At 67.8% G+C, this 25225-nt stretch carries 28 protein-coding genes and 1 riboswitch; of the genes, 25 read left to right on the forward strand and 3 right to left on the reverse strand.

Annotated elements, in window-relative coordinates:
• Positions 1-15: 15 nt before the first annotated feature.
• A riboswitch (SAM-SAH riboswitch) is annotated at positions 16-64 on the forward strand.
• 6 nt (positions 65-70) lie between these two features.
• The 5 genes from metK to ACRDNQ_RS12370 all read left to right on the forward strand — a co-directional run bounded on the left by metK (position 71) and on the right by ACRDNQ_RS12370 (position 5366).
• Positions 71-1252 (forward strand): methionine adenosyltransferase, encoded by a 1182-nt coding sequence (gene metK / locus ACRDNQ_RS12350; protein ID WP_431828951.1) that lies wholly within the window; start codon positions 71-73, stop codon positions 1250-1252.
• 138 nt (positions 1253-1390) lie between these two features.
• Positions 1391-2125, forward strand: a complete 735-nt coding sequence (gene trmB, locus ACRDNQ_RS12355) for a tRNA (guanine(46)-N(7))-methyltransferase TrmB (RefSeq protein WP_431828952.1) — start codon at positions 1391-1393, stop codon at positions 2123-2125.
• Between the two features lie 69 nt (positions 2126-2194).
• The gene (locus ACRDNQ_RS12360) at positions 2195-3253 is read left to right on the forward strand and encodes an amidohydrolase family protein (protein WP_431828953.1); all 1059 of its coding nucleotides are present in this window, start codon (positions 2195-2197) and stop codon (positions 3251-3253) included.
• A 69-nt stretch (positions 3254-3322) separates the two neighbouring features.
• A complete protein-coding gene (gene aroA / locus ACRDNQ_RS12365) occupies positions 3323-4675 on the forward strand; it encodes a 3-phosphoshikimate 1-carboxyvinyltransferase (RefSeq protein WP_431828954.1) in 1353 nt (450 codons plus the stop codon).
• A 70-nt stretch (positions 4676-4745) separates the two neighbouring features.
• Positions 4746-5366: a (d)CMP kinase gene (locus ACRDNQ_RS12370; RefSeq protein ID WP_431828955.1), complete on the forward strand. Its 621-nt coding sequence runs from the start codon at positions 4746-4748 to the stop codon at positions 5364-5366.
• Here the strand turns inward: ACRDNQ_RS12370 and ACRDNQ_RS12375 are convergent.
• Entirely contained in the window at positions 5363-6040 is a 678-nt protein-coding gene (locus ACRDNQ_RS12375) for a Crp/Fnr family transcriptional regulator (RefSeq protein ID WP_431828956.1), read from the reverse strand. The two genes, ACRDNQ_RS12370 and ACRDNQ_RS12375, sit on opposite strands and share 4 nt — an antisense overlap.
• A gap of 294 nt (positions 6041-6334) precedes the next feature.
• Between ACRDNQ_RS12375 and ACRDNQ_RS12380 the strand changes: the two genes are divergently transcribed.
• From ACRDNQ_RS12380 to ACRDNQ_RS12420, 9 genes are all read left to right on the forward strand, one after another.
• Positions 6335-6835 (forward strand): DUF1269 domain-containing protein, encoded by a 501-nt coding sequence (locus tag ACRDNQ_RS12380; RefSeq protein WP_431828957.1) that lies wholly within the window; start codon positions 6335-6337, stop codon positions 6833-6835.
• A 214-nt stretch (positions 6836-7049) separates the two neighbouring features.
• Positions 7050-8729 carry a 30S ribosomal protein S1 gene (rpsA, locus tag ACRDNQ_RS12385; protein WP_431828958.1) on the forward strand — a complete coding sequence of 560 codons (1680 nt, stop codon included), beginning with the start codon at positions 7050-7052 and terminating at the stop codon, positions 8727-8729.
• A gap of 371 nt (positions 8730-9100) precedes the next feature.
• Positions 9101-9382 carry an integration host factor subunit beta gene (ihfB, locus tag ACRDNQ_RS12390; RefSeq protein WP_431828959.1) on the forward strand — a complete coding sequence of 94 codons (282 nt, stop codon included), beginning with the start codon at positions 9101-9103 and terminating at the stop codon, positions 9380-9382.
• Positions 9383-9392: 10 nt separating this feature from the next.
• Positions 9393-9752 carry a LapA family protein gene (locus tag ACRDNQ_RS12395; protein ID WP_431828960.1) on the forward strand — a complete coding sequence of 120 codons (360 nt, stop codon included), beginning with the start codon at positions 9393-9395 and terminating at the stop codon, positions 9750-9752.
• A 7-nt stretch (positions 9753-9759) separates the two neighbouring features.
• On the forward strand, positions 9760-10422 hold the full coding sequence (locus tag ACRDNQ_RS12400; RefSeq protein WP_431828961.1) for a phosphoribosylanthranilate isomerase: 663 nt from the start codon (positions 9760-9762) through the stop codon (positions 10420-10422).
• Positions 10423-10592: 170 nt separating this feature from the next.
• Positions 10593-11825, forward strand: coding sequence for a tryptophan synthase subunit beta (trpB, locus tag ACRDNQ_RS12405; protein ID WP_431828962.1), 1233 nt, complete (start codon positions 10593-10595; stop codon positions 11823-11825).
• A 185-nt stretch (positions 11826-12010) separates the two neighbouring features.
• Positions 12011-12475 (forward strand): hypothetical protein, encoded by a 465-nt coding sequence (locus ACRDNQ_RS12410; RefSeq protein WP_431828963.1) that lies wholly within the window; start codon positions 12011-12013, stop codon positions 12473-12475.
• 97 nt (positions 12476-12572) lie between these two features.
• The gene (locus ACRDNQ_RS12415; protein WP_431828964.1) at positions 12573-13025 is read left to right on the forward strand and encodes a hypothetical protein; all 453 of its coding nucleotides are present in this window, start codon (positions 12573-12575) and stop codon (positions 13023-13025) included.
• 48 nt (positions 13026-13073) lie between these two features.
• On the forward strand, positions 13074-13562 hold the full coding sequence (locus ACRDNQ_RS12420; RefSeq protein WP_431828965.1) for a helix-turn-helix transcriptional regulator: 489 nt from the start codon (positions 13074-13076) through the stop codon (positions 13560-13562).
• 5 nt (positions 13563-13567) lie between these two features.
• Here the strand turns inward: ACRDNQ_RS12420 and ACRDNQ_RS12425 are convergent, their stop codons facing one another.
• Together ACRDNQ_RS12425 and pth are read right to left on the reverse strand one after the other, a co-directional pair.
• Positions 13568-13963 carry a DUF2237 family protein gene (locus ACRDNQ_RS12425; protein ID WP_431828966.1) on the reverse strand — a complete coding sequence of 132 codons (396 nt, stop codon included), beginning with the start codon at positions 13961-13963 and terminating at the stop codon, positions 13568-13570.
• 81 nt (positions 13964-14044) lie between these two features.
• Positions 14045-14770 (reverse strand): aminoacyl-tRNA hydrolase, encoded by a 726-nt coding sequence (pth, locus tag ACRDNQ_RS12430; protein WP_431828967.1) that lies wholly within the window; start codon positions 14768-14770, stop codon positions 14045-14047.
• A 113-nt stretch (positions 14771-14883) separates the two neighbouring features.
• On the opposite strand from pth, the gene ACRDNQ_RS12435 reads away from it, so the two are divergent.
• From ACRDNQ_RS12435 to ACRDNQ_RS12485, 11 genes are all read left to right on the forward strand, one after another.
• Positions 14884-15201 (forward strand): antibiotic biosynthesis monooxygenase family protein, encoded by a 318-nt coding sequence (locus ACRDNQ_RS12435; protein WP_431828968.1) that lies wholly within the window; start codon positions 14884-14886, stop codon positions 15199-15201.
• 35 nt (positions 15202-15236) lie between these two features.
• Positions 15237-15914 carry an FkbM family methyltransferase gene (locus tag ACRDNQ_RS12440; RefSeq protein WP_431828969.1) on the forward strand — a complete coding sequence of 226 codons (678 nt, stop codon included), beginning with the start codon at positions 15237-15239 and terminating at the stop codon, positions 15912-15914.
• A 195-nt stretch (positions 15915-16109) separates the two neighbouring features.
• Positions 16110-17378, forward strand: a complete 1269-nt coding sequence (locus ACRDNQ_RS12445) for a BLUF domain-containing protein (protein ID WP_431828970.1) — start codon at positions 16110-16112, stop codon at positions 17376-17378.
• A gap of 147 nt (positions 17379-17525) precedes the next feature.
• The gene (locus tag ACRDNQ_RS12450) at positions 17526-18503 is read left to right on the forward strand and encodes a metal ABC transporter solute-binding protein, Zn/Mn family (protein WP_431828971.1); all 978 of its coding nucleotides are present in this window, start codon (positions 17526-17528) and stop codon (positions 18501-18503) included.
• A gap of 1 nt (position 18504) precedes the next feature.
• On the forward strand, positions 18505-19329 hold the full coding sequence (locus ACRDNQ_RS12455; RefSeq protein WP_431828972.1) for a metal ABC transporter ATP-binding protein: 825 nt from the start codon (positions 18505-18507) through the stop codon (positions 19327-19329).
• On the forward strand, positions 19319-20524 hold the full coding sequence (locus ACRDNQ_RS12460) for a metal ABC transporter permease (protein WP_431828973.1): 1206 nt from the start codon (positions 19319-19321) through the stop codon (positions 20522-20524). Before ACRDNQ_RS12455 ends, ACRDNQ_RS12460 begins: the two co-directional genes overlap by 11 nt.
• On the forward strand, positions 20521-21450 hold the full coding sequence (locus tag ACRDNQ_RS12465; RefSeq protein WP_431828974.1) for a metal ABC transporter permease: 930 nt from the start codon (positions 20521-20523) through the stop codon (positions 21448-21450). Before ACRDNQ_RS12460 ends, ACRDNQ_RS12465 begins: the two co-directional genes overlap by 4 nt.
• Before the next feature lie 53 nt (positions 21451-21503).
• Positions 21504-22793, forward strand: a complete 1290-nt coding sequence (locus ACRDNQ_RS12470) for an acetylornithine deacetylase/succinyl-diaminopimelate desuccinylase family protein (RefSeq protein WP_431828975.1) — start codon at positions 21504-21506, stop codon at positions 22791-22793.
• Entirely contained in the window at positions 22790-23269 is a 480-nt protein-coding gene (locus ACRDNQ_RS12475) for a GNAT family N-acetyltransferase (RefSeq protein WP_431828976.1), read from the forward strand. Before ACRDNQ_RS12470 ends, ACRDNQ_RS12475 begins: the two co-directional genes overlap by 4 nt.
• A gap of 75 nt (positions 23270-23344) precedes the next feature.
• The gene (locus tag ACRDNQ_RS12480) at positions 23345-24820 is read left to right on the forward strand and encodes an ABC transporter substrate-binding protein (protein ID WP_431828977.1); all 1476 of its coding nucleotides are present in this window, start codon (positions 23345-23347) and stop codon (positions 24818-24820) included.
• A 55-nt stretch (positions 24821-24875) separates the two neighbouring features.
• Positions 24876-25211 carry a cupin domain-containing protein gene (locus ACRDNQ_RS12485; RefSeq protein WP_431828978.1) on the forward strand — a complete coding sequence of 112 codons (336 nt, stop codon included), beginning with the start codon at positions 24876-24878 and terminating at the stop codon, positions 25209-25211.
• Positions 25212-25225 lie beyond the last annotated feature (14 nt).

The raw sequence follows: 25225 nt of genomic DNA on the forward strand, positions 1-25225 counted from the left end.
GTATCGCTGCGCACCGAACCGTCACAACGGCTTCCTGGCGTGACGGGGATACCCCAACGGAGCACTTCCCATGACCCGAAACGATTATCTCTTCACCTCGGAAAGCGTTTCCGAGGGGCACCCCGACAAGGTCTGCGACCAGATCTCGGACGCGATCCTCGACATGATCCTCGCGCGCGAACCCGAGGCCCGCGTCGCGGTCGAGACCGGCGCCACGACCAACAAGGTCGTGCTGATGGGCGAGGTGAAGATCTCCGAGGAGAACGCCGTCAATCACGAAGAGATGGTCGAGGCCGCGCGCGAGACGATCCGCCGGATCGGCTACATGCAGAAGGGCTTTCACTTCAAGACCTGCGACATCGACTGTTATGTCCACGAGCAGAGCCACGACATCGCGCAGGGCGTCGATGCGGCGCTCGACAAGGACAAGGACGAGGGCGCGGGCGACCAGGGCATCATGTTCGGCTATGCCGTCGACGAGACGCCGGAACTGATGCCCGCGCCGATCCTTTACGCCCACAAGGTGCTTCACCGCCTGGCGCAGGCGCGCCATTCCGGTGCCGCGCCCGAACTTGGCCCTGACGCCAAGTCGCAGATCACCGTGGAATACCGCGACGGCAAGCCCGTGCGCGCGCACACGATCGTTCTGTCGACCCAGCATCTGGACGGCGACATGACCTCGGCCGACGTGCGCGACGTGGTCGAGCCGTATATCCGCGAAACGCTGCCCGAGGGCTGGGTCGACGCGCAAACGGTCTGGCACGTGAACCCGACCGGGCGCTTCGTGATCGGCGGGCCCGACGGCGACGCTGGCCTGACCGGGCGCAAGATCATCGTCGACACCTACGGCGGCGCCGCGCCCCATGGCGGCGGCGCGTTTTCCGGGAAGGACCCGACCAAGGTCGACCGCTCGGCGGCCTATGCCGCGCGGCATCTGGCGAAGAATGTCGTCGCGGCCGGTCTGGCGCGGCGCTGCACGATCCAGCTGGCCTATGCCATCGGTGTCTCCGAGCCGCTGTCGATCTATGTCGATACCCACGGCACCGGCGAGGCCGATCCCGCGCGGATCGAGGCCGCGATCCGCGAGAGCGTCGATCTGACGCCGCGCGGCATCCGCACGCGGCTGGGCCTCAACCGGCCGATCTATCAACGGACGGCTGCCTATGGCCATTTCGGGCGCGATCCCGAAACCGACGGCGGCTTCAGCTGGGAGCGCACGGACCTTGCCGCGGCGCTGAAGGCGCTGGTCTGAGGTCAGGGGCAGCCCCGACGGGGCAGGGGGCTCTGCCCCCGCCCCCGCCTTGGCGGGGGCTCCCCCGGGATACTTGACCCAAGAAGAACGCCAGGTGGGGGTTGACGGCAGCCGCCGCCCCGGCAAGACAGCCCGGCCATGACGACAAGAGATCCCCAAAGCCGTCCCGATGGTCACCCGAGCGGCGCGCCGTGGCGCAATTTCTATGGACGCCGGCACGGCAAGACCCTGCGCGACCGGCACAAGGCGTTCCTCGAGACGGATCTGGAAAGACTGTCGCCCGGACCCGTCGCATGGGAGGACAACCCCGGCCGTGCGCCGCTTGACCTTGCCTCGCTGTTCGGCGGGCGCGAGGTCTGGCTCGAGATCGGCTTCGGCGGGGGCGAGCACATGGTGCATCAGGCCGCGTCGCATCCCGAGGTGGGCCTGATCGGGGCCGAGCCCTTCATCAACGCGGTGGCGATGCTTCTGGGGCGGATCCGCGAGGCGGGCGTCGAGACCATCCGCATCCATCCCGGCGACGTGCGGGATCTTTTCGACGTTCTGCCCGAAGGATCGGTGGCGAAGGCCTTCCTGCTCTACCCCGATCCCTGGCCCAAGGCCCGCCATCACCGCCGCCGGTTCGTGACGCCAGAACATCTTGTGCCGCTGGCCCGCGTGCTGAGGCCGGGGGCCGAGTTCCGCGTCGCCACCGACATCCCCGACTATGTGCGACAGACCCTTGAAGAGGTGCCGCGCCACGGTTTCGAGTGGCTGGCCGAGGGGCCCGAGGACTGGCGGCGGCCCTGGCCGGACTGGATCCCGACGCGATACGAGGAAAAGGCGCTGCGCGAGGGACGGGTGCCGCATTACCTGACCTTCCGGCGGCGCTGAGGGCGGCGCGTGCGGCGGGGCTGTGTTAGGCTGCCGGGGTGATCCCGTCCCCAGGCCCGAGCGACCCCGATGCAAGAGACCGAAATCGTCAACTGCCACGTCCATACCTTCACCACCGCCCACACGCCGCGCTGCTTTCCATCGGTCCTCGTGGTCGTGGTGCGGGCGTTCCCGGGGCTGATCACGCTTCTGCGCTGGGGCGCCGAGGCGCTGGGGCGCGAGCGGTCGGCCGACTACCTGCGCCGGATCGAGCTGTTTCACCGCACCGGCAAGCGGCGGTCGCAGCGGGCGGTCTTTCGCGAGGTGCTGCATCACTATCCGCGCACGACGCGCTTCGTGGTGTTGCCGCTTGACATGAGCGAGGCCGGTCACGGGCCGGTGGCGCGCGACATCGTGGCCCAGCATGATGAACTGGCCAGCCTCGCCGCCGATCCTGACTATGGCGCGCAGGTCATCCCCTTCGCAGGCGTCGATCCCCGGCGCGCGGGGGTGATGGATGAACTGCGCCGCTGCGTCGACGACCTGGGCTTTCGCGGCGTGAAGATCTATCCGCGCATGGGCTTTCGGCCTGACCACCCGGTCCTGATGGACGAAGTCTATCCCTTCTGTCTCGACAGGAACCTGCCGGTGATGTCGCATTGTTCGCGCGGCGGGGTCTGGCGCAAGGGCTGGCTGCCGTCGCAGCAGGATGCCGTGACCGCCCCGCAGGCGCACGAGCCGGTGCTGCGGGCCTTTCCCGACCTGCGCCTGTGCCTTGCGCATTTCGGCGGCGATCGCGACTGGCGCGCGCATCTGCGCGACGGCGTCGACCCCGATGACCCCGACGCGCGCGAGCGCAACTGGTCGGCCAAGATCGCCCGGCTTCTGAAGGACCGGACCTATTCGAACCTTTACACCGACATCAGCTATACGATCTTCCGCTTTGCCGATCACATGCCGCTTCTGCGGCTTCATCTTGCGCATCCCCACATTCGCGAGCGGGTGTTGTTCGGATCGGATTTCTACATGACCCGGCAGGAGGAACTGTCCGAGAAGGCCGTCTCGATCCGACTGCGCGATGCATTGGGCGAGGATCTGTTTCATCAGATCGCCCATGTGAACCCGCGCCGCTGGCTGGGCGAGGCGTGAGGGCGCTGGACCCCCGTGCGGCAATTCGCTAAGCGCGCAGGCACGACAGATCCAGAAGAAAGTGCTTCCATGTCCGCCCACGGCGCGCCCATCCCGATGACCTCGCATCCCGCCGGCCCTCTGCGGGGCGAGGCGCGCGTGCCGGGCGACAAGTCGATCAGCCACCGCTCGCTCATCCTTGGGGCGCTTTGCGTGGGCGAGACGCGGATCACCGGCCTGCTCGAGGGCGAAGACGTGCTTGATACTGCCAAGGCGATGCGCGCCTTCGGGGCCGAGGTGACGCAGCACGGCCCCGGCACCTGGAGCGTGCATGGCGTGGGTGTCGGCGGTTTTGCGGAACCCGCGGACGTGATCGACTGCGGCAACTCGGGGACGGGCGTGCGCCTGATCATGGGGGCGATGGCGACCTCGCCCATCGCGGCGACGTTCACGGGCGACGCGTCGCTCCGGTCGCGGCCGATGGGGCGGGTGACGGACCCGATGCGGCTGTTCGGCGCGATGTCCTACGGCCGCGCCGGCGGACGGTTGCCGCTGACGCTGGTCGGGGCGGCCGACCCGGTACCGGTGGATTATGCTCTGCCTATGCCCTCGGCGCAGGTGAAGTCGGCAGTGCTTCTGGCCGGCCTCAACGCCCCGGGCCAGACCGTCGTGCGCGAGGCCGAGGCGACGCGCGACCATACCGAGCGGATGCTGGCGGGGTTCGGCGCCGAGGTGTCGGTCACGGTCGAGGACGGCCAAAGGGTGATCCGCCTGGCCGGTCGACCCGAACTGCGACCCCAGACCATCACGGTGCCCCGCGATCCCTCGTCGGCCGCCTTCCCGGTCTGCGCGGCGCTGATCACCGAGGGTTCGGACGTGCTGGTGCCGGGCATCGGGCTGAACCCGACGCGGGCAGGGCTTTACGCCACGCTACGCGAGATGGGCGCGGATCTGACCTATGAGAACCCGCGCGAGGAAGGTGGCGAACCCGTGGCCGACCTGCGCGCCCGCTTCTCGCCCAACATGCGCGGAATCGAGGTGCCGGCCGAGCGCGCGGCCAGCATGATCGACGAATACCCGATCCTGTCGGTCGTCGCGGCCTTTGCCGAAGGGGCGACGGTGATGCGCGGCGTGGGCGAGCTGCGCGTCAAGGAAAGCGACCGGATCGACGCGATGGCCCGGGGACTCGAAGCCAACGGTGTGCGCATCGAGGAAGACCGCGAGACGCTGATCGTCCACGGGATGGGGCCGAAGGGCGTGCCGGGCGGCGGCACGGCGGCGGCGCGGCTGGATCACCGGATCGCGATGTCCTTCCTTTGCCTTGGCATGGGCGCGCGCCATGCCGTCGGGGTCGACGACGCAAGCCCCATCGCCACGAGCTTTCCGATCTTCGAGGATCTGATGACGGGCCTTGGCGCCAGTCTTGAAAGGGCAAGGGGATGAGCGCGGTCCGCGTCCGTCACGCCGCGCTGCGCCGGCCTCGCGCCTTCGCGGCGGTGCAGGCGGTTCGCGGATGAGCGGGACCGCCCCCTTCACCGTCGCCATCGACGGTCCGGCGGCCAGCGGCAAGGGCACGATTTCGCGCCGGGTCGCGGCGCATTTCGGCTTTGCCCATCTCGACACCGGGCTGCTCTACCGCGCGGTCGGACGCAAGGTGCTTGAGGGGACCGAACCGGTGGATGCCGCGCGCGGTCTGCGTGCCGAGGATCTTGAGGCCCCCGGCCTGCGCAGCGCCGAGGTGGGGCAGGCGGCCTCGAAGGTCGCCGCGATCCCCGAAGTGCGCGGGGCGCTGACGGATTTCCAGGTGGCGTTCGCCCGGCGCGCGGGCGGTGCGGTTCTTGACGGGCGCGACATCGGCACGGTGATCTGCCCCGAGGCCGAGGTGAAGCTCTTCGTCACTGCCTCGGACGAAGTGCGCGCCCATCGCCGCTTCCTTGAACTGAAGGACGGCGGGGCGGACGTGACCGAGACGGGCGTCCTCGATGATCTGCGTGCCCGCGACGCCCGCGACAGTGCCCGCGCGACGGCGCCACTGCGCCCTGCCGAGGACGCGGTCACCCTGGACACCACGGGCATGAGCATCGACGAGGCCGTCGCTGCCGCCATCGCCCTGGTCGAGGCCGCGCGCCTCTAGGCCGTGCGCAGGTTCGCGGCGATGACCTTCGACTTGAGGTCATGCGCGATCGCGACTTCGAGCGCCGCCACCAGACGCGAATTCTGATCGCGCAGCCGAAGCACGGTCGTCAGGGGGATCGCCCAGTGGCGCGTTGGCGTCTCGACCTCGGTCGTGGCCGATGCGGGGCCGCCGCCCACCAGCGACATCTCGCCCACGAAGGACCCCGGCGCGCAGGTCGCCACGCGCCGGCCCCCGACGAAGACGGCGACGGTTCCCGACGAGACATAGATCAGGTCCTGCACCATCTGACCCTGGGTCGTCAGCCGGGTGCCGACGGGGGCGTCGACCCAGGTTCCCAGGTCGAGAAGCCGGCGTGCCTCGAACTTGCCAAGGCCCTGCAGGCGGGCGTCGATGAAGCCCTGTTCCTCGGCGGTGAAGCGTGCCTTGCGGTTGGCGCGCCATTCCAGCGTGATCTGGACGATGTTCACGACCACGAGCGCCGATTCCCAGAAGGTGCTGACCGGATCGTTCAGCCAGATCGCCGCGTAGGCGATCGCGGTAAGGGCGGACAGGATGACAAGAACGCGCAGCCAGAAGAGCGACCGCATCAGCATCGAGACGACGAGAAGGAGATAGGCGAAATGCCCGACAAGCCCGCCCGTCGAGAACGCGGATTCGAGCGTGAGGTCCAACTCTGATCTCCCCGTGACAGGAATACGGGGCAAACCCCACGTTTGATCTGCCTTCGCAGATCTGATTTGTCACGAGATTTCCGGGAAGAGCTTTTGATTGCAAGAAGAATCGAGCCTCGCCCCCCCCCCCCCGCCACCGTCGTTGCCCCGCGCGACGGATTGACGCCGGCCACAGCCCGGCCTGGCGATGGCGGAAGAGGGCAGGGCAGGCCAGAGTGGGCAGGCCCTGTCGACTTACTGTGCGGTTGGGGCAGTATTCCGAAGTGGACGACCGCGAATCACAAGGAGAGACCCATGGCCGATCTGATTGCCGTGACATTCGACGACGAGACCACCGCCTTCGAGCTGCGCGCCGAACTGGCGAAGCTTCAGAAGGAATACCTGATCGACATGGACGACGTCGTGGTCGTGACGCGCGACGACGCCGGCAAGGTCAAGCTTCACCAGGCGGTGAACCTGACCGCGGCGGGCGCCGTGGGCGGGTCGTTCTGGGGGCTGCTGATCGGGATGCTGTTTCTCAACCCGCTTCTGGGCATGGCCGTGGGCGCTGGCGCCGGTGCGCTGTCGGGCAAGCTGACCGACATCGGCATCGACGACAAGTTCATGAAGGAACTGGGCGCGAACCTGCCCAAGGGCGGCTCGGCCCTGTTCACCCTGGTGAAGCGGTCGACGCCGGACAAGGTGCTCGAGCGACTCGAGCCGTTCCGCGGAAAGGGCAAGGTGATGCGCACCTCGCTGTCGAAGGAATCCGAAGACGAACTGCGCGCCTTCCTCGAATCGATTCAGGGCACCTGAGACGGGCCGAAACGCTTGCGCCGGCGGCCGCGTCCCACTATATGGGCGCGGTCAGACGGCGGAAACAGCCGTGAACCGAAGACTGAGCAGGGTCGGGCAACCGGCCCTTTCGTTTTATGGCCCGCTGACCGATCGCAACCCGCGAGGGACCGAAACCAAGACCGGCGGAGACAACCGCCAGGCCCGCATAGAGATGAAAAGGAACTGAATGCGCATGTGCGCTAAAGCGACCATGGAGGAATTCGAGGCCCTCCTTAACGAAAGCCTCGAAATAGACACGCCCGAGGAAGGGTCTGTCGTCCGCGGCAAGGTTATCGCCATCGAGGCGGGCCAGGCCATCATCGACGTCGGCTACAAGATGGAAGGCCGCGTCGATCTCAAGGAATTCGCAAACCCCGGCGAAGCGCCCGACATCGCGGTCGGCGACGAGGTCGAGGTTTATCTCCGCTCGGCCGAGAACGCCCGCGGCGAAGCCGTCATCAGCCGTGAAATGGCCCGCCGCGAAGCGGCGTGGGACCGTCTCGAAACGGCCTATGCCGAAGATGCCCGCGTCGACGGCGCGATCTTCGGCCGGGTCAAGGGTGGCTTCACCGTTGATCTCGGCGGTGCCGTGGCCTTCCTTCCCGGCAGCCAGGTCGACGTGCGCCCCGTGCGCGACGCCGGCCCGCTCATGGGGATGAAGCAGCCCTTCCAGATCCTCAAGATGGACCGCCGCCGCGGCAACATCGTGGTCTCGCGCCGAGCGATTCTGGAAGAAAGCCGCGCCGAACAGCGTGCCGAGGTTATCGCCAAGATCAAGGAAGGCGACACCGTCGACGGCGTCGTCAAGAACATCACCGAATACGGGGCCTTCGTGGACCTCGGCGGTGTCGACGGCCTTCTGCACGTCACCGACATGGCCTGGCGTCGCGTCAACCACCCCTCCGAGATTCTGTCGATCGGCGAGACCGTGAAGGTCCAGGTCATCAAGATCAACAAGGACACTCACCGCATCAGCCTTGGCATGAAGCAGCTTCAGGACGATCCGTGGGATTCGGTCGAAGCGAAGTTCCCGCTCGGGTCGGTCCACCAGGGCCGTGTGACCAACATCACCGACTACGGCGCCTTCGTCGAGCTTGAGCCGGGGGTCGAGGGTCTTGTCCACGTCTCGGAAATGAGCTGGACCAAGAAGAACGTGCACCCGGGCAAGATCGTGTCGACCTCGCAGGAAGTCGACGTCATGGTGCTCGAGATCGACAGCGCCAAGCGCCGCGTGTCGCTGGGTCTTAAACAGACCATGCGCAACCCGTGGGAAGTCTTCGCCGAGACGCATCCGGTCGGCACGCGTGTCGAGGGCGAGGTCAAGAACATCACCGAATTCGGTCTGTTCGTGGGCCTCGACGGCGACATCGACGGCATGGTGCACCTGTCGGACCTCAGCTGGGACCAGCGTGGCGAAGAGGCGATCCAGAACTACCGCAAGGGCGACACGGTCGAAGCGGTTGTCACGGAAGTCGACGTCGAGAAGGAACGCATCTCGCTTTCGATCAAGGGCCTCGACAACAGCTTCTCGGACGTGGTCGAGGGCGTGAAGCGCGGCTCGGTCATCACGGTTGCGGTTACCGCGATCGAGGATGGCGGGATCGAAGTGGAATACGAGGGCGCCAAGTCCTTCATCCGCCGCTCGGACCTGTCGCGCGATCGCGCCGAACAGCGCCCCGAGCGCTTCCAGGTGGGTGACAAGGTCGATGTCCGCGTGACCAACGTCGACGCCAAGACCCGCCGCCTGGGCTTGTCGATCAAGGCGCGCGAGATCGCCGAAGAGAAGGAAGCCGTGGAACAGTACGGCTCGTCGGACTCCGGGGCGTCGCTGGGCGACATTCTGGGTGCCGCGCTCAAGGGCGAGAACAAGTAGAACGACCCTCCCTTCTTGGGGGGTGCGACCCCGCGGCAGCGATGCCGCGGGGTTTTCCTTTGCCGACGGGCGGTTGCCGGACGGCGACGTGCCCTTCGGGCCGCCGGGACGGCGGCCATGCGTCGGGCGCATCCCGGGTTCTGTCCGGGCCTGGGCCGGATTCGCCGGATACCGGGGCGAATCATGCCGTTCGGGATGAAACCGCCACGCTGCACTGCCCGCCCTTGCCGCGACGCGGCACGACGAAACTGACGGCAATTCCCTGTTTTCGAACCGGATTTCGCCACGATTCGTGTTCGAGGCGTATTTCGCGCGTGAGGCTTTGCCCCTATACTCCGACGTCGTCGCGCCGCGCACCTGGGGAGGAACGAATGATCCGGTCAGAGCTTGTGCAGAAGATCGCCGACGAGAATCCACATCTCTACCAGCGCGATGTCGAACGGATCGTGGCCACCATCTTCGACGAGATCATCGAAGCCATGGCGCGCGGCGACCGGGTCGAACTGCGCGGCTTCGGCGCGTTCTCCGTCAAGCACCGCGAAGGCCGGACAGGCCGCAACCCCCGAACCGGCGAAAGCGTCGAGGTCGAGGAAAAGCATGTTCCGTTCTTCAAGACCGGCAAGCTCTTGCGGGACCGGCTGAACAACGAATAGGCTGCGCCCCATGCGCGGCTTGAAATACGCCTTCCTCGCCCTTCTTGCGATCGTGCTTACGACGCTTGCGCTGGCCAATCGCGGCGCCGTCGAGATCCGGCTGCTGCCCGACGAGCTTGCCACGCTCTTCGGCTTCAACCTCGCGGCGTCGCTGCCGCTTTTCCTGATCATCCTTGCCAGCCTCATCGCCGGCATCCTCGTCGGCTTCGTGTGGGAATGGTTCCGCGAACACAAGCATCGCGCCGAAGCGACCGCGCAGCGGCGCGAGAAGGACCGGCTCGAGCGCGAGGTAAAGCGGCTGAAGGACAAGGAGCCGAAGTCCGAAACGGACGAGGTCCTGGCCCTTCTCGACCCCGGCGCGGCGCGCTGACCGGACCATGACTGGACACGTACGGGTCAAGATCTGCGGGCTGACCGCACCCGCCGACGTCGCCGCCGCCGTGAAGGCCGGGGCGGCCTATGTCGGTTTTGTTTTCTTCCCCGCCTCGCCACGCAACCTTTCCATCGAGGCCGCCCGCGATCTTGCGCTTTCGGTGCCGCCGGGGGTGGCCAAGGTCGCGCTCACGGTCGATGCGTCCGACGCCCTGCTCGACGCCATCGTGGCCGGGGTGCCGCTCGACATGCTGCAGCTTCACGGCCACGAGCCGCCGGATCGCGTGGCCGGGGTGCGCGCCCGCCACGGGTTGCCGGTCATGAAGGCGGTCGGCCTCGCGGACGAGGCCGATCTGGCGCGGATCGACGCCTATGCCCCGGTCGCCGATCAGATCCTTGTCGACGCGCGGCCTCCGCGGGGCGCCCCGCTGCCGGGCGGCAACGGCCTGGCCTTCGACTGGCGTCTCATCGCCGGGCGGCGCTGGTCGGTGCCCTGGATGCTGGCGGGCGGCCTGACGCCCGACAACGTGGCCGAGGCGATCCGCCTGACCGGCGCGCAGCAGATCGACGTGTCGTCGGGCGTGGAACGCGCGCCCGGGATGAAGGACCCCGCCCGCATCGAGGCCTTCTGCGCCGCTGCGCGGCGCGCCTCCGGCAGGGATATTTGAGCCAAGAAGAATTCCCTGACCTGTTCTTCTTGGAAGAAATATCCCGGGGGATCCCCCCGCGCAGGCGGGGGCGGGGGCAGAGCCCCCTTTGTCCGGCCCGCGTCAGCTTCGCTTCTTTACCCTTGCGGTCCGGCCCGCTAGATCAGCACTGACCTGAACGGAGGCGCCCGATGCCCGAAGACCTGATCAACAGCTTCATGACCGGCCCCGACGAGAACGGCCGTTTCGGCGATTTCGGTGGCCGCTTCGTGTCCGAGACGCTGATGCCGCTCATTCTCGAGCTCGAGGCCCAGTACGAAAGGGCCAAGACGGACGACAGTTTCTGGGCCGAGATGAACTTCCTCTGGAAGCACTACGTGGGCCGTCCCTCGCCGCTTTACTTCGCCGAGCGTCTGACCGATCACCTGGGCGGCGCGAAGGTCTACATGAAGCGCGACGAGCTCAATCACACGGGCGCGCACAAGATCAACAACGTGCTCGGCCAGATCATCCTGGCGCGTCGCATGGGCAAGACCCGCATCATCGCCGAAACCGGCGCGGGCCAGCACGGTGTGGCGACCGCCACGGTCTGTGCGAAGTTCGGCCTGAAATGCGTGGTCTACATGGGCGCCCATGACGTCGAGCGTCAGGCCCCGAACGTCTTCCGCATGAAGCTTCTTGGCGCCGAGGTGATTCCCGTCACCTCGGGCCGGGGCACGCTCAAGGACGCGATGAACGACGCGCTGCGCGACTGGGTCACGAATGTGCGCGATACCTTCTACTGCATCGGCACGGTGGCGGGCCCTCATCCCTATCCGGCGATGGTGCGCGACTTCCAGTCGATCATCGGCAAGGAAGCGAAAGAGCAGATGTACGAGGCCGAGGGCCGGCTGCCCGACACGATCATCGCCGCCATTGGCGGCGGCTCGAACGCGATGGGGCTGTTCTATCCCTTCCTCGACGATTCCGAGGTCCGCATCATCGGCGTCGAGGCGGGTGGCAAGGGCGTGAACGAGAAGATGGAACATTGCGCCAGCCTCACCGGCGGGCGGCCCGGCGTGCTGCACGGCAATCGTACCTACCTTCTGCAGGACGAGGACGGACAGATCCTGGAAGGCTATTCGATCTCGGCCGGGCTCGACTATCCCGGGATCGGTCCCGAACATGCCTGGCTGCACGACATCGGCCGCGCCGAATACGTGGCGATCACCGATGCCGAGGCGCTCGGGGCGTTCAAGCTTTGCTGCGAGCTTGAAGGGATCATCCCCGCGCTCGAGCCCAGCCACGCGCTGGCACATGTGATGAAGATCGCGCCCACGCTGCCTGCGGACCACATCATCTGCATGAACATGTGCGGCCGGGGCGACAAGGACATCTTCACCGTCGCCCGGGCGCTGGGCTTCGACATGGGTCTCAAGCCCTGAGGGCCGCGGCCGGGGGCGGGCGCGAAAAGACGCCGGCATAAACCTCGGTTTATGCCGGCCCCCCGTGGGTTTATCGACGACAGGCTAAACTCTGGTCCAATGGTGAGGCCGGGTGGGATGTGTTCCGGTCGGGACACGAACGCGGACAGATGCCCTGCCGCGCAACCACCAACGAGGACGTGACCATGAAGAAACTTGCCACCCTCGCCGCCATGGCGGCTCTTATGTCCACCACGGCGCTGGCGCAGCAGTTCCCGCCCGAAGTCCAGTCCGCCATCGACGAGCTTGCCGCGCAGGGCTTCCGCGAGGTGCGGGTCCAGCGCGGCCCGTTCGGCACCCGCGTGAAGGGCGAGGGCGGCGGGATCGAGCGCGAGATCCTGATCCAGTTCGGCGTTGTCGTCAGCGACCGCACCGAGCGGGACGATGACGACGACGACCAAAGCGGGTCGGGCTACGACGACGATGATGACAGCGACGACGACAGCGACGACGACAGCGATGACAACGACGATGACGATGATGACGACGATGACAGCAACTCGTCGGGCGGATCGCGCGACGACAGCGACGACGATGACGACGACGGCGACAGGTCGTCGGGCGGATCGCGCGACGACAGCGATGACGACAACGACGACGACGGGAACTGACGGCAACCATCGCGTCTTGCCCGGGATGCCCCCGGGGGTATAACCCATGCAGCGGGGGGCGTGCATCGTCGCGTCCCCCAGTTCAGGTTCGGTAATCATGCTCAGACGTGCCCTGTTCATTTGCGCGGTCGCGCTGTCCCTCGCCGCCGGCGCCGTGTGGGCGCAGGGCGTCTCCGAGCGGCAGATCGTGGACCAGTTGCGCGATCAGGGGTTCACCGAGATCCGCGTCTCGCGAACGTTTCTGGGGCGCACACGCATCGTGGCCGCCAACGACGAATACCGGCGCGAGATCGTGATCAACCCGACCACGGGCGTGATCCTGCGCGACTACTGGGCTGTCCTTCAGCGCGACGACGACGACGACACCACCAGCCGCATCGTCGCGCCGTCTTCGCGCGACGACGACGACGATGACGGATCGTCGGGCCGCTCGGGCAGCGGGCGAGACGATGACGACGATGATGGCGGGTCTTCGGGAAGTTCGCGTGACGACGATGACGATGACGGCGGGTCTTCGGGCTCGTCAGGCGGCGACGACGACGATGACTGAGGTGGCGCCGACAGCGTGGAATTTCGCGGCGGGGGACGGATCCGGACGGTGTTAGCGCATCCTGTGGTCATCGGCGTGGTCCTGGTGATCCAGGCCGTCTGCGCCTTCTTCTTCACGTCCGAGATTCTGATTTCGGTCTTCGGGCTGCGTATCGCGCCGCTCAACTGGCAGCTCTATGAATTCGTCGAGATCGGCGCCGCGATCGGCCTGATCCTTGGCGTGGTCCTGGGCGCGGTCGCCATCCGCCATGCCCGCGCCCGTTCGGCCCGCGCCGAAGAGGCGCTGCGGGCGGCCTCGGGCGCCTTCATGGAGGTGCTGGAAGAGCGCTTCACCGAATGGGGCCTGACACCCGCGGAACGCGACGTGGCGCTCTTCGCGATCAAGGGAATGTCCACGCAAGAGATCGCGGAACTGCGCCAGACCAGCGAAGGCACGGTGAAGGCGCAGACCAATGCGATCTATCGCAAGGCCGGGGTCAGCGGCCGCCCCCAGCTTCTGAGCCTTTTCATCGACGAACTGATGAACGCCAGCGCCTGAGCGCCTCAGCCCTCGCTGCCTTCGGCACCCACCGAATGGGCCGACAAGACCGCGATCGGCACGATGTCGAGGGCGCGGGCGTGGGTCGCTGCAAGGTCGACCTTCGGGCCCACCCCCTCTTCGGCCGCCTGCAGGAAACGTCCGGCGCAAAGGCACCACCGGTCGCCGGGTTTCAGGCCGGGAAACCGGAACTCGGGGCGTGGGGTCGACAGGTCGTTGCCCACGTATTTCGAATAGGCCAGGAATTCGGCGGTCATGACGGCGCAGACGGTGTGAGAGCCCCGATCCTCGGCGCAGGTGTCGCAGGCGCCGTTTCGGAAGAAGCCCGTCACCGGGTCGGCCGAACAGGCCATGAGCGGTCCGCCCAGCACGTTCACCGAAGGATCGCGGTCGAAGGACATGGCGCGCACCTTTCCCTGCTGCCTGCGCCACGACCTAGCGCAGGTCGGGGCCCGGGGCAATTCACGTCGCCGGGCTGCGCCTCAGCGAAACCGGTCGACGAGACGCTGGAGCGGGCTGCGCAAGTCGGTCTCGGGCCGGGTCTCGGGTCGGGTGGCGGGCGCGGGTCCAGAGTCCGCCTCGGGACCTGCATCGCTCTTTGGTCCGGGGGCCGCGGCCCGGGCGTCCCGGGGCGCGCGGTCGGGCTGCATCCGCAGCGCCACGGCGTTCTGGAACTTGCCCGCGTCGCCCGCCGCCAGCGCCGCCGCGCCGTCGCTGATGCCGCGCAGGAGGTCGTCAAGCCAGTCGGCGTCGGCCTTCGGAAAATCGTGCAGGACATAGCCCGGCACCGCTTCCTTGCGGCCCGGATGCCCGACCCCGATCCGGACCCGCCGGTAGGCGTCGCCGACATGGGCATGGATCGACCGCAGGCCGTTGTGGCCGGCATGCCCGCCGCCCGCCTTCACGCGAAGCTTTCCGGGGGCAAGGTCGATTTCGTCATGAAAGACCGTCACCTCGGCCGGGGAAAGCTTGTAGAACCGCATCGCCTCGCCCACCGACTGGCCGGACAGGTTCATGAAGGTTTCGGGCTTCAGAAGAATGACCTTCGTGCCGCCCAGCGTGCCTTCGGTCGCCTGGCCCTGGAACTTCGCCCGCCAGGGGGCGAAGCCATGATCCCCGGCGATCCGGTCGACTGCCATGAAGCCGACGTTGTGCCGGTTGCGCGCATATTTCGCGCCGGGATTTCCAAGGCCGACGAAAAGTTGCATGGGCAGGCGGGCATCCTCTGGCCGGGTGGTTGACCTGTCCCATGTCATGCAATGAACTGGCGGGAAATGCCAGTGCGGCCGCGAACCCGCAGTCGGCGAAAGGAAGGGACGCGATGCATCTGACGATGAACCGGTTCAAGGTCAGGCTGGGGCAGGAGGCCGCGTTCGAGGCGGTCTGGGTGCGCCGCGACAGCCACCTCAGGACCGTGCCGGGCTTTCTTGCGTTCCATCTTCTGAAGGGGCCGGAACGGGACGGCTACCGCCTTTACGCCTCGCACACCGCCTGGGCGGACGAGGCAAGCTTTTTGGCCTGGACCCGGTCCGAGGCCTTCCGCGAGGCGCACCGGGGCGCGGGCGATCACAAGGACATCTATCTTGGGCCCCCCGAGCTTGAGGTCTTCGAAAGCGTCCAGGCGATCCTCGGTGACTAGGGGCGATGCCGGCCCCGGCCATGGGAAAGCGTTCCATGCCGGTCTTTGACGTCGGCGGCGTCAGTCTTGAGGTGCCCGAAGCCGAACTGGATGCCGGCGTGCGCGAGGCGCTGGCATCGGGGCGCTATGAACATGCCGAGGCCAATGCGCTGCTGGTGCATCTGGCCGCAGGAGACCGGGTTCTCGACCTCGGCGCGGGGTGCGGCTTTCTGACGGTGGTCGCTGCGGCCGTCGTCGGGCCGGATGCGGTCGTGGCGGTCGAACCGAACCCGGCCATGCCCGCGGTGATCGCGGCCAATGTCGCCCGCAACGGTCTTTCGCCGGTCACGGTGATCCACGGCGCGGCGGTTCCGGGAACCGGCGGCGGGACGGTTTTCCTGCATCTGCGCTCGGGGTTCTGGGCCGCGTCGACGCTTGACACCGGACATGGGCGGAAGGCGCCGGTGGACGTGCCTGCCCTTGGCCTTCAGGGGCTTTTCGAGATCGCACGGCCGACCGTCCTCATGGCCGATCTCGAGGGCGCGGAAGCCACGCTCTTCGACGAACCCTTGCCGCAGGATGTGCGTCTGGCCGTGGTCGAACTGCATCCGGCGCAGTATGGTCAGGCGGGCATCGCCGCAGTCTTCGGCGCCTTCGCGCGATCCGGCTTCACGTACTGCCCGCGCGGATCGCGCGGGCGCACGGTCGTGTTCGAGCGCGCAGGCGCGGGCTGACCCTGGTCGCGCCCATCCGGGAGGTCGGCGTCCGTCTTCGGGGGGCGACACTTCGACCGCTTGCAACCGAAAGTGAACGGGGATTACTGTGATTCAACGCAACGGTGCCCTCCGGTTCATAGTGTTGAATGGTCCGTGGCACGCGCGCAGGTCAGGTCGGTGTTGGCGACAGGATCTTCGTGCCAGGAGATGCCAATGGCACAGCCTTCGCCCGGTGGAATGGTGCCGGCCCAAGCGGCCGGCAACGCAGGCGCCCTGACCAACCTGATCTATCGCAGCAAGGCGACATCGGCCTTCGACGCGCCGGCGCTCGCCGATCTTCTGTCGGTCGCGGTGCGGCGCAATGCCGACGAGAGGCTTACCGGGACGCTGGTTTACGACCAGGGCCGTTTCGTGCAGTGGCTCGAGGGGCCGCGCGCCTCGCTCGACCGGGTGGTGTCGGCGATTCGGGTCGATCCGCGCCATGCCGAGTTCGAGGTCCTGCGCGAACGCACGATCCGCGAGCGCGCCTTCTCGGATTGGCAGATGCGACTCGCGGTGCGCCGCAGTCAGCCGTTCCTCGCGCCTCAGGGCGCGCTTCAGGCCACCGATGCGCCGCTTGACGCGCTGATCTCGTATCCCGATGCGGCGCCGTCGCTGTTGCGGGTGCTGTTCAACATCGAGGCCGACAACGACGACCGCGTGCTGCGCCCCGACGGCGCGCGGCTGCGCACCTCGGTCGAGCGTTTTGTCTCGGGGCTGGGGTTCAGCCCGGTCTTCGACGACACCCAGCCCGACAGGGCCCCGGCCGACATCTCGACCGAATTGGCGGCCTGCGCGCGCGAACTTGCCCGGCTTTTCTCGTCCGAGCAGGACGACATCGATTCCCAGCGCGTCGAGGCGCTGTGCCGCACCGCCGGCCGTGGCCTTGACGACTTCGTGCGCCTGTTCGGGCGTACGGCGTCGACACTGGGCGATCTTTGGCACGACAACCGCTGCACCGAGGCCGATATCGCCGTGGCCCTGTCCGAGATGCAGATCACCTACGCGCGGATGCGCCGCCATGGCGTGGTTGACCCCGACCGGAACGTCGGGGCGTTCAAGGTCATGGTCGCGCAGATGCCCGGCGATCTGCACATCGTGGGCTCGATCCTGAAGGCCGACGTCCTGCGTTCGCGCGGATGGAGCGCGGTGTCGCGCTTTCCCGCGACACGTGACGAACTGCTGAAGGAACTTTCGCAAAACGACTTCGACGGCCTCGTCATCGCGACCAGCCGCGTGTCGTCGAGCACCGTCGATCTCGACCGCCTTCGCGCTCTCGTCACGGACGTGCGCAACGTCTCGTGCAACCGCAGGATCGTCATCGTGGTCGGCGGGCGGGTCTTCACCGACAGCCCCCTGGCCTGGCGCGAAGTGGGGGCCGATGCCGCGGCCGATACACCGCTTGCGCTGCCTCCGGTGCTGAAGACCCTTCTTGTCCTCTGACCCTGCTGCTTTTGCCTGATTTTTCGGCAACGGCCCGCGGCCGCACGCGAAATGGGCGCTATTTTTGAGAATGGTTTGCATTTGCATTGACATTGCGAACCGTTCGCATAAATGTCCCTGCAGGGAAAACAGCAGGGAGTGTTTTGCATGAGGTCGTTCAGCCGTCGTGGAGTGGGGCGCGTGGTTTTCGCCGCCGTCCTGTCCGCTTCGCTTCCAGGGGCGGCGCTTGCCGAAGCCGGGGATCGGCTGACCGTGGTGACGACGACCGGCATGATCGCGGACGCGGTCGCGCAGGTCGGCGGCGATCGGGTCGAGGTGCGCGCGCTGATGGGGCCGGGGGTCGACCCGCACGGCTACCGCCAGACCCGCAGCGACATCGTGGCGATGACGCAGGCCGACCTCGTGCTGTGGCACGGACTTTACCTCGAGGCGCAGCTGGAAGAGTTCCTTCTGGACCTTGCCGCGCGCCAGCCCGTTATCGCGGTGGCCGATGGCATTCCGGCGAACCTGTTGCTGGGCAATGAAGACTATCCCGACCGCTTCGACCCGCACGTCTGGATGAACCCCGCGCTGTGGTCGATGGTGGTGCTTGCGGTGCAGGACGCCCTGACCCAGGTCAGCCCGGATGACGCCGAAACCTTCCGCGCCAATGCCGAGGCCTACCAGGCGGAACTGTCGCGCCTTGCCGCCTATCAGGCGCAGGTGCTTTCGACGGTGCCGCCGCAGGCGCGCGTCCTGCTCACGGCACACGACGCTTTCAACTATTTCGGCGCCGCCTACGGGTTCGAAGTGTTGGGCATCCAGGGCATCTCGACCGAAAGCGAGGCCGGGCTGAACCGGATCGGCGAACTGGTCGACCTGCTGGTCGATCGCCGGATCGGCGCGGTCTTCGTCGAAAGCTCGGTCAGTGACCGCAATGTGCGCGCGCTGATCGAAGGGGCCGCCGCCCGCGGCCATGAGGTGGTCATCGGTGGCGAGCTTTTCTCGGACGCCATGGGCGCGCCGGACACCTACGAGGGCACCTACCTGGGCATGATCGACCACAACGCGACCACCATCGCCCTCGCCCTGGGCGGCACCGCGCCCGCGCGTGGGATGGACGGCCGCCTGTCCCCGGGGATGTAGGATGGCCCGACCGGAACTTGTCGCCGCCGACGGACGGCCCATCGCACCACCCGATCCCGCCGGCAGCCCGCTGGCGATCCGGGGGCTGACGGTGTCCTACGGCGAAAGCCCGGCCGTCTTCTCGCTTGACGCGACCTTTCTTCCCGGCGCGATGACGGCCATCGTCGGCCCGAACGGGGCCGGCAAGTCGACCATGCTCAAGGCCGCGCTGGGCATCGTGCCGGCCTTGTCGGGGACGGTCAGCGTCTACGACGAACCGCTTGACCGGGCGCGCGGGCGCATCGCCTATGTCCCGCAGCGCGCGAGCGTCGACTGGGACTTCCCGGCGCGCGTGCTCGACGTCGTTCTGATGGGCCTTTACCGCGAGCTTGGTCTTCTGCGTCCGCTGCGCGCCCGCCACCGCGACCGGGCGCTTGCCTGCCTTGACCGCGTCGGCATGGCCGCGTTCGCCGACCGACAGATCGGCCAGTTGTCCGGCGGCCAGCAGCAGCGCGTGTTCCTTGCAAGGGCGCTGGCGCAGGGCGCGGACCTTTACCTTCTTGACGAGCCCTTCGCCGGGGTCGACGCAGCGACCGAAAAGGCGATCATCGCCGTTCTGAAGGCGCTGCGTGACGAGGGCCGGACCATCGTCGCCGTGCACCACGACCTGTCGACGGTCGTGGATTACTTCGACCGCGTGCTTCTGATGAACGTGCGCGCCATCGCCGAGGGGACGGTGGCCGACGCCTTCACCCCCGAGGCCCTTCAGGCCGCCTATGGCGGGCGGCTCGAGACCGACCATGTCGCGCGGCTGTCCCGTCCCGCGGACCCGGGCCATGCTTCTTGACGCCCTGACGCTTCAGCTTGGCTACAACGCGACCCTCGTCGCGCTGGGCGCGGCGCTTCTGGGCGCTGCGGCCGGCATCACGGGCACCTTTCTGTTCCTGCGCAAACGCGCGCTTGTCAGCGACGCGATCAGCCATGCAACGCTTCCCGGTGTCGGCCTTGCCTTCATCGTCATGGTCGCCCTTGGCGGCGACGGACGGGCCCTGCCCGGGCTGCTTGCCGGCTCGGCGATTTCAGCCGGGATCGGGCTTCTGGCCGTGCAGGCGCTGACCCGCCGGACGCGCCTGCCCGAGGATGCCGCGATCGGGGCGGTGCTGTCGGTGTTCTTCGGCTTCGGCATCGTGCTTCTGACGATCGTCCAGTCGATGTCGGCAGGACGCCAGGCGGGACTGGAAGGCTTCCTTCTGGGATCGACCGCGGGGATGCTGCGCGCCGATGCGCTGACCATCGCGGTGGGGGGCGCGCTGGCGCTGGCTGCCGTCCTGATCCTGCGCCGGCCCATGACGCTTGTGTGCTTCGACCCCGGCTATGCCGCGGCCACCGGCGTCGACACGCGGCGGATCGACCTGGCGATGATGGCGCTGGTGATGGCGGTCACGGTCGTTGGGCTGAAGGTCGTGGGACTGATCCTGATCGTCGCGCTTCTGATCATCCCACCCGTCACCGCCCGCTTCTGGACCGAGCGCAGCGACCGCGTGATCGTGCTGGCCGGCGCGATCGGCGCCGCCTCGGGCTATGCCGGGGCCGCGATCTCGGCCTCGGCGCCGGCGCTGCCCACGGGGCCGATCATCGTGCTGATCGCCTTTGGCGCCTTCGTTCTGTCGCTTCTTCTGTCGCCCCGACGCGGGGTCCTGGCCGCGGTCCTGCGGTACCGCCGTTTTCAGCGCAGGGTGCATCGCCGGCAGGGGTTGCTGGCGCTGGCGCAAGGCCAGCCGATCTACGAGGGGTTCACGCGCCGCCTTCTGGTGCGCGAAGACCTGATGCGCCCCGACGGCGTGCCAACCGAGGCCGGGCGGGCGCGTGCGGCCAAGGCGCTGCTGGACGAACGCCGCTGGAGCCTTCTGCGCACCCTGCCGGGCGAGGGCGCCGCCGCCGCCCGCTATGACGGGCTGACCGGCATCGAGGAGGTGCTGACCTCTGACCAGCTGCGCCTCCTTGACGCGCGACTTGGCCCGCCGGTCGGGGTCGCGCCATGAGCGGCGCCGAGTTCGTTCCCCTCAGCCTGACGCCGATGCTGATCGGCGTGCTTGCCGCGGTGGCCTGCGCGTTGCCGGGGAACTTCCTGCTTCTGCGCCGGCAGGCGCTGATTGGCGACGCCATAAGCCACGTCATCCTGCCCGGCATCGTCGTGGCCTTCCTGATCACCGGGACGGTGACGACGGCGCCAATGATGCTGGGGGCGGCCGGTGCCGCGCTGGTCGCGGTGGTTCTGATCGAGGCGGTGCGCCGGCTGGGCCGGATCGAATCCGGGGCGTCGATGGGGGTCATCTTCACGGCGATGTTCGCGGGCGGCGTTCTGCTGCTCGAGCGTTCGGATACGTCGTCGGTGCATCTCGACGTCGAACATGCGCTGATGGGCAACCTCGAGTCGCTGATCTGGCTTGATGCGACCGGCTGGGGGTCGTTGCTCGACCCCTTGGCGCTGTCGGGCCTGCCGCCCGAGCTTGGGCGCATCTTCGCCACCCTTGTTGTCGTCGCCGCCTATACCTGGCTGCTTTGGCGGCCGCTCAAGATATCGACGTTCGACGAGGGGTTCGCGCGCGTCGCCGGACTGCCGGTCGCAGCGATCGGGCTAAGCCTTGTGGCAGTCGCCGCCTTGGCGGCGGTGGCGGCCTTCGATGCGGTGGGCTCGATCATCGTGATCGCCATGTTCATCTGTCCGCCCGCCGCCGCGCGGCTGATGACCGACCGGCTTGAACGGCAGGTCGGCTGGTCGGTCGCTTTCGCGATCCTGTCGGCGGTGCTGGGCTATGTGCTTGCGGGCTATGGCCCGCTTTGGATCGGGGCCGCGAACTCGGTCAGCGCGGCCGGAATGATCGCGACCGTCTCGGGCGTGATCCTGGCCGGTGCCGCGCTGTTCGGCCCGGCGCGCCACCGCTCGGGCGCGCCCGTAGGCAGCTGAGCCCGACCGCGCGACAGATTGCACCCGCCCGCCCGGCTGCTAGAGTTCCGCCCATGTCCGTCCCTGATCTTTCCGACCGGCTTCTCGCCGCCGTTGCCGCGCGGCGGGATGATCTTGTCGTGCTGACCCAGGACCTGATCCGCATCCCCTCGGTCAACCCGCCCGGGCGGCACTATCGCGAAGTCTGCGACCTTGTGGCCCAGCGGCTGCGTCCGCAGGGCTTCAGCATCGACCTGGTCCGCGCCGAAGGCGCGCCCGGCGACAGCGACAAGTATCCGCGCTGGAACCTGATCGCCCGCCGCGACGGGCCTCGTGGGGGCGAGTGTGTCCATTTCAACTCGCATCTCGACGTGGTCGAGGAAGGTCACGGCTGGACGACGGACCCCTTCGGCGGCGAGGTGAAGAACGGCCGCGTCCATGGCCGGGGCGCCTGCGACATGAAGGGCGGACTTGCCGCAAGCGTCATCGCCGCCGAGGCGTTTCTTTCGGTCGCGCCCGATTTCGCCGGCGCGGTCGAGATCAGCGCGACGGCGGACGAGGAATCGGGCGGCTACGGTGGCGTCGCCTTCCTGGCAGAACGCGGCTGGTTCGACCCGTCGCGCGTCCAGCATGTCATCATCCCCGAGCCGCTGAACAAGAACCGCATCTGCCTTGGCCACCGGGGCGTCTGGTGGGCCGAGATCGAGACGCAGGGCCGCATCGCCCACGGCTCGATGCCATTCCTGGGCGACAGCGCGATCCGTCACATGGGCGCCGTCCTGGCCGAGATGGAGGCGACGCTTTATCCGCTTCTGGCCACCAAGCGCACCGCGATGCCGGTGGTCCCCGAAGGCGCGCGGCAATCCACGCTCAATGTCAACTCGATCCACGGCGGCGAGGCCGAGCCGGAGGAGGGCTTCACCGGCTTTCCCGCTCCGTGCGTCGCCGACCGCTGCCGCATCGTCATCGACCGCCGCTTCCTGATCGAGGAAGACCTGACCGAGGTGAAGGCCGAGGTGACGGAGATGCTCGAAAGGATCGCCCAAGAGCGCCCGGGCTTCGCCTACGAACTGCGCGACCTGCACGAGGTCGTGCCCAGCATGACCGACCGCGACGCGCCCATCGTGCGCACGGTCGAAAGCGCGATCGGCCGTGTGCTTGGCGCCCCGCCCGAGTTCGTCGTCTCGCCCGGGACCTACGACCAGAAGCATATCGACCGGATCGGTCGGCTGAAGAACTGCATCGCCTATGGCCCCGGCATTCTCGATCTGGCGCACCAGCCCGACGAATGGGTCGGCATCGACGACATGGTCGAGGCCGCGCAGGTCATGGCGTTGAGCCTTGTTGCGCTTCTGGCGCGATGATCCGCGCAGGCCCCGCTCTGCCTGGCTTCGAAGACTGGGCGGGCCTTCATGATCTTCTTGCGCAGTGCTTCGGGCCGATGGAGGGGCGGATCGCGCCGCCGTCCTCCTTCGCCGCGATGACTCCCGACACCTTGCGCGCCAAGGCTGCCGGCGAGGTGCTGATCCTTGCCCATGACGGCGATCGGCTGGTCGGCTGCGCCTTCTGCGCGCCAAGGATCGATCACCTGTACCTTGGAAAACTGGCCGTCGCGCCCTTGCACCGTCGTCAGGGGGTCTTGCGCCGGATGCTTGCCGAGGCTGACGCGGTGGCGCGCCGGCGCGGCCTGCCGGCGCTCGTCCTGAAGACCCGCGTCGAACTGGCCGAGACTCACGCCACCTTCGCTGCGCTGGGCTTTCAGCAGACGGGAACCGAGGCGCATCCCGGCTTCGACCGGCCGACAAGCCTTGCCTTCCGGCGCGCCGTCGCGCTGCCGTGACGGCGCACATGCGCGCCCTTCCCAAAGCGCCGCCCCCCGGCTAGCCTGCCGGAAAACGTGCCAGGGAGACCCTCCATGACCCTTCGCCTGCCGATCCTTGCCGCGGGGCTTCTCGTCGCCGCGCAGATGGCCGCAGCCCAGCAGACCTCGATCACCGTCGGCATGGTGCTCGAGCCGCCGAACCTTGACCCCACCGGCGGGGCGGCAGCCGCCATCGACGAGGTCGTCTATGCCAACATCTTCGAAGGTCTCACGCGGTATCAGGCCGACGGCAGCATCGCGCCCGCGCTGGCCGAAAGCTGGGAGATCAGCGACGACGGCACCGTCTATACCTTCCGCCTGCGCGAGGGCGTGACCTTCCACGACGGCACAACCTTCGACGCCGAGGACGTGAAGTTCTCGCTTGACCGGGCCCGGGCCGAGGATTCGACCAACGCGCAGAAGGCGCTGTTCGCCGGGATCACCGACGTCACGGTCGTCGATCCGCTGACCGTGCAGGTCACGCTCTCGGCGCCGAACGGCGGCTTCCTGACCAACATGGCGTGGGGCGACGCGGTGATCGTGGCGCCCGAGTCGGTGGCCGCGGCCGCCACCACCCCCATCGGGACCGGCCCGTTCACCTTCTCGCGCTGGGTGCAGGGCGACCGGATCGAGATCGCGCGCAACGCGGCCTACTGGGGCGCGGCGCCGGCGCTTGAAAGCGCGACGTTCAAGTTCATCTCGGACCCGACGGCCGCCTTCGCCGCCGTCATGGCCGGCGATATCGACGCCTTCCCGAACATGCCCGCGCCGGAGACGCTGCAGCAGTTCGCGGCCGATCCACGCTTTCAGCTTCTGATCGGCTCGACCGAGGGCGAGACGATCCTGGCCATGAACAACAAGTCCGAGGCCCTGTCGGACAAGCGCGTGCGCGAGGCGATCGCCCACGCGATCAACCGGCAGGAAATCATCGACGGTGCGATGTTCGGCTATGGCACGCCCATCGGCACGCATTTCGCCCCGCACAACCCCGACTACCTCGACCTGACCGGGCTGTCGGGCTACGACCCGGAAAAGGCGAAGGCACTGCTGGCAGAGGCGGGGCACGCCGAGGGGCTGACGCTGAGCCTGCGCCTGCCGCCGCCGTCCTACGCGCGCCGCGGGGGCGAGATCATCGCCGCCCAGCTTCGCGCCGTGGGGATCGAGACGCAGATCGAGAATGTCGAATGGGCGCAGTGGCTTGAACAGGTCTTCACCAACAAGGACTTCGACCTGACCATCGTCAGCCACACCGAACCGATGGACGTCAACATCTATGCCCGGCCGGATTACTACTTCCAGTACGACAATCCGGCCTTCCAGCAGCTGATGAGGGACCTCGATCTTGCCGCCGACCCGGCCGAGCGCAGCCGCCTTCTGCAGGCCGCGCAGACGATGATCGCCGAGGATTACGTCAACGCCTTCCTGTTCCAGCTTGCCAAGACCGGGGTCGCGAACGCGAAGATCCAGGGCTTGTGGCTGAACTCGCCCACCCAGGCCAACGATCTGACCGGCGTCAGCTGGACGGAATGACCGGCCGGCCGTGGCGGCCATCGGCGGCCACGGCCCCCTGCGAAAGGCAAACGCGATGCATTTCCTTCATGTTGCCGCGACCGGCGATCCCGAAATCGGCCGACCCGATCCTGCGCGTCTGATTTCGGGCGACCCGGTCCACCGCACCTGGAACGCCGAAGACCACGACGGGCTTTACGCCGGCGTCTGGGAATCCACCCCCGGCGCCTGGCGGGTGGTCTATGACGAATGGGAGTTCTGCCACATCCTTGCCGGCCACTCGGTCCTGACCGCCGACACCGGCGAGGTGCATGTGCTGCGCGCGGGTGACGCCTTCGTCATCCGCCCCGGCTTCAGCGGCACCTGGGAGGTGATCGAGACCACCCGCAAGGAATACGTGATCCGGCCGTGAGCGTGCCCGCCAAG

Origin of the sequence: Saliniferula longa (assembly GCF_050789285.1) — a bacterium.
GTDB lineage: Bacteria > Pseudomonadota > Alphaproteobacteria > Rhodobacterales > Rhodobacteraceae > CAVPWP01.